The sequence below is a fragment of the Streptomyces sp. PT12 genome, assembly GCF_003311645.1.
Classification (GTDB): domain Bacteria; phylum Actinomycetota; class Actinomycetes; order Streptomycetales; family Streptomycetaceae; genus Streptomyces.
The window spans coordinates 1-4,036 of the sequence record NZ_QEST01000277.1; the positions used below are offsets into that span (position 1 = coordinate 1).

Below are 4,036 nucleotides of genomic sequence, written 5' to 3' on the forward strand. Positions count from 1 at the left end.
GGGTGGGCGTCCCGTGGAGCTGCCGACCTACCCGTTCCAACGCGACCGCTACTGGCTGGAGCCGGACACCGAGACGGCCGTCGGCGAGAGCCGGGTGCCGGACGCGGACGAGGCCAGGTTCTGGGACGCGGTGGAGAAGGGCGACGCGGCCGAACTCGCCGGCACCCTGGGCGAGTCGGGCGACGACCTCGCTCAGCGGCCGCTGGCCTCGGTGCTGCCGATGCTCTCCTCCTGGCGCCGCCAAAACCGCGAACGCTCCACCGTCGACGCCTGGCGGTACCGCGTCCAATGGCGCCCGCTCGCCGGAGGGTTGACCGGCTCGCTCACCGGCACCTGGTGGGTCGTCGCCCCCAAGGGGCTGGCCGAGGAGGCGGTGCACCAGTGCGTCGAGGCGCTGCGCGCGGAAGGCGCGGCGACCGTGCTGCCCATCCCCGTGGAGGGCGCGGACATCGGCGGCGTGATCGAGCAGATCCACGCGGTCGAGGGCGAGACCGGCGGCGTCGTCTCGCTGCTCGCCATCGACGAGGCCCCGTACGAGGCGCATCCCGTGCTGCCGCGCGGCTGGGTCGCCACCCGCGCGCTGGCCCTGGCCCTGGCCGAAGCCGACTTCGGCGGGCGCCTCTGGTGCCTGACCGACGGCGCGGTGACCGTCGGCCCCGACGAACGGCGGGACGGAGTGTCGCAGTCCATGATCTGGGGCATCGGCCGCGTGGTGGGCCTGGAGTACCCGCGCCTCTGGGGCGGTCTGCTGGACCTCCCGCTGGACAGCGCGGACGACGCGATCTGGGCCCAGGCGGCGCGCACCATCGCCGCACAGGACGAGGATCAGGTCGCGCTCAGGCCCGACGGGATCTGGGTGCGCCGCGTGGTGCGCCCCGCCGCCCGGCCCTGGGGCGAGGGCGAGGGCTGGCGACCCACCGGCACCGTGCTGATCACCGGCGGCACCGGCGGGCTCGGCGGCCGCGTCGCCCGCTGGGCGGCACAGCACGGCGCCGAGCGCCTGGTGCTGACCAGCCGACGTGGGCCCGAAGCCCCGGGTGCCGCCGAACTCCACGATCAGCTCACGGAGTTGGGCGCTCAGGTGACCATCGCCGCCTGCGATGTCGCCGACCGTTCGGCGCTGGGGGCCCTGGTCGCCGACGTCGAGCGGGAAGGCCCGCCGATCCGGGTGGTAGTGCACACCGCAGGGCTGGCGCAGGTCGGCCTCCTCACCGAGTCGGACCTGACCGAATGCGCCGATGTGATGCGCGGCAAGGTCGCCGGCGCGGCCAACCTGGATGCCGTCCTGGGCGACCGCGAGCTGGACGCGTTTGTCCTGTTCTCCTCCATCGCCGGGGTCTGGGGCAGCGGCCGGCAGGGCATCTACGCCGCCGCCAACGCCTATCTGGACGAGTTGGCCGAACAGCGCCGCGCCAGGGGCCTGACCGCCACCGCCGTGGCCTTCGGCCCCTGGGCCGAGGCCGGGATGGCCGTCGACGGAGAGGCCGAGGACCTGCTGGCACGGCACGGCCTGCGCTCAATGGACCCGACCAACGCCGTCGCCGCGCTGGTGCGCGCCGTCGAGCTGGACGAAACCCAGGTCGCCGTCGCCGATGTGGACTGGGAACGGTTCGCCACCGGCTTCACCTCCCAGCGGGCCAGCGCGCTGCTCAGCGAACTCGCCGAGATGCGGGCGCTCGCCGAACGCGCCGAGGCCGGCAACGGCGCAAGCGAAATCACCTCCCAGGCCCAGCAGTTGGGCGAACGTCTGGCCAAGGCGACGGAGCCGGAACGCCGCCGGATCGTGCTGGACCTGGTGCGGGAACACGCCGCGCTGGTGCTCGGCTACGGCAGCGGAAAGAGCCTGGACGCCGAACGCCCCTTCCAGGAGGCCGGGTTCGACTCGCTGACCGCCGTCGAACTACGCAACCGCATCAACGAGGCCACCGGCGTCCAGCTGTCCACCACGGCGATCTTCGACCATCCCAACGCCACCGCGCTGGCCGAGCATGTGCTCAGCGAGATCGTCGGCGCTGACACCGGCGGCGCCGCCCATGTCCTCGGCGAACTGGACCGGTTGGAGAAGTCCCTGGTCTCGCTGAGCGAGGAGGACAACGCCCAACAGGAGATAGCCGCCCGGCTGCGCGTTCTGCTGGCCCGGCTGGACGGACCCGCCGGCTCCGGAGAGGACGAGGCCATCGCCGACACCGTGGAGTCCGCCACGGACGACGAACTCTTCGACCTTCTCGACGATCAACTCGAAACCCCGTGACGAGGCTCTGGACAAGGTGACGAAAGATGAGTAACGAAGAGAAGCTTCGTAGTTACCTCAAGCGGGCGACGACGGATCTCCACAAGGCGCGCAAGCGGATATCCGATATCGAGGAGCAACTGCGGGAGCCCGTCGCCATCGTCGGCATGGCCTGCCGCTACCCGGGCGGGGTGCGGTCCCCCGAGGACCTGTGGCGGCTGCTCGCCGAAGGCGGCGACGCCATCGCCCCGTTCCCCACCGACCGGGGCTGGAACGTCGACGCGGTCTACGATCCGGATCCGGACGCCTCGGGGAAGAGCTATGTCCGCGAGGGCGGATTCCTCGACCAGGTCGCGCACTTCGACGCCCCGTTCTTCGGGATCTCGCCGCGCGAGGCGCTGGCCATGGACCCGCAGCAGCGGCTGCTGCTGGAGACCGCCTGGGAAGCCGTCGAACGCGCCGGCATCGACACCTCGACGCTGCGCGGCACCGACACCGGGGTCTTTGTCGGCGCCGGCTTCTCCGGCTACGGCCGGGCGGAGGGCCAGGACGCCGAGGCCATCGAGGGCTATGCCCTGACCGGCCAGGCCACCAGCGTCCTCTCCGGTCGGATCTCCTACACCCTCGGCCTCGAAGGCCCGGCCGTCACCGTCGACACCGCCTGCTCCTCCTCGCTGGTCGCGCTTCACCAGGCCGTCACCGCGCTCCGCGCCGAGGAGTGCTCGCTGGCCATCGCCGGCGGCGTCAATGTGCTGCCAAGCCCCGAGGTCTTTGTCGAGTTCAGCCGGCAGCGAGGGCTCGCCCCCGACGGCCGCTGCAAGGCGTTCGCGGCCGGTGCCGACGGGACCGGCTGGGCCGAGGGCGTCGGCCTGCTGCTGGTCGAACGGCTGTCCGACGCGCGCCGCAACGGGCGCCGGGTGCTGGCCGTGATCCGGGGCTCCGCCGTCAACCAGGACGGCGCGTCCAACGGCCTGACCGCGCCCAACGGTCCCTCCCAACAGCGGGTGATCCGGCAGGCGTTGGCCAACGCCAGGCTGTCGCCCCAGCTGATCGACGCGGTGGAGGCCCATGGCACCGGCACCTCGCTGGGCGACCCGATCGAGGCCCAGGCGCTCCTCAACACCTACGGCCAGGCCAAGGAGGACGACCAGCCGCTCTGGCTCGGCTCGGTGAAGTCCAATATCGGGCACACGGCGGCCGCCGCCGGCGTCGCTGGCGTGATCAAGATGGTGATGGGCATGCGCCATGGCACCCTGCCCGCCACCCTCCATGTCGACGCGCCCTCCCCGCATGTCAACTGGGACTCGGGCGCGGTGCGGCTGCTCGCCGAGGCCCAGCCCTGGCCGGAGACCGGCGAACCGCGCCGCGCCGGCGTCTCCGCGTTTGGCGTCAGCGGCACCAACGCGCACCTGATCCTGGAGCAGGCCCCCGAGACCGAGGCCGCCGAGGAGACCGCGACCGACGAAACCGGCGGGCCGACCGTCTGGCCGGTCTCGGCCGCCGACCCGGAGGCGCTGCGTCAACTGGCCGACCGGCTGGCCACCTTCGCCACCGAACACCCCGAGACATCGACCACGGACATCGGCCGCTCGCTGGTCACCGCGCGCGCCGCTCTCGACCACCGCGCGGTGGTGGTGGGGGAGGGCCGCGAGGCGCTGCTCGGCGGACTCCGGGCGCTGGGACGCGGCGAGGACGACCCCCGGGTGGTGCGCGGCGAGATCGGCGAGGGCACCGAACGGGTGGTCCTGGTCTTCCCTGGTCAGGGTTCGCAGTGGGTGGGGATGGGTCTTGAGCTGGCCGGGGCGT

2 protein-coding genes are annotated in these 4,036 nt (G+C 72.8%); both read left to right on the forward strand.

The genetic code is table 11. The features are described 5' to 3' along the window. Positions 1–2,251 (forward strand): SDR family NAD(P)-dependent oxidoreductase (locus DEH69_RS29255; protein ID WP_220131359.1); only part of this gene is annotated, 2,251 nt, incomplete at its 5' end. A 26-nt stretch (positions 2,252–2,277) separates the two neighbouring features. Beyond that, the coding region (locus tag DEH69_RS29260; RefSeq protein ID WP_181727655.1) for a type I polyketide synthase at positions 2,278–4,036 on the forward strand (1,759 nt) is incomplete at its 3' end.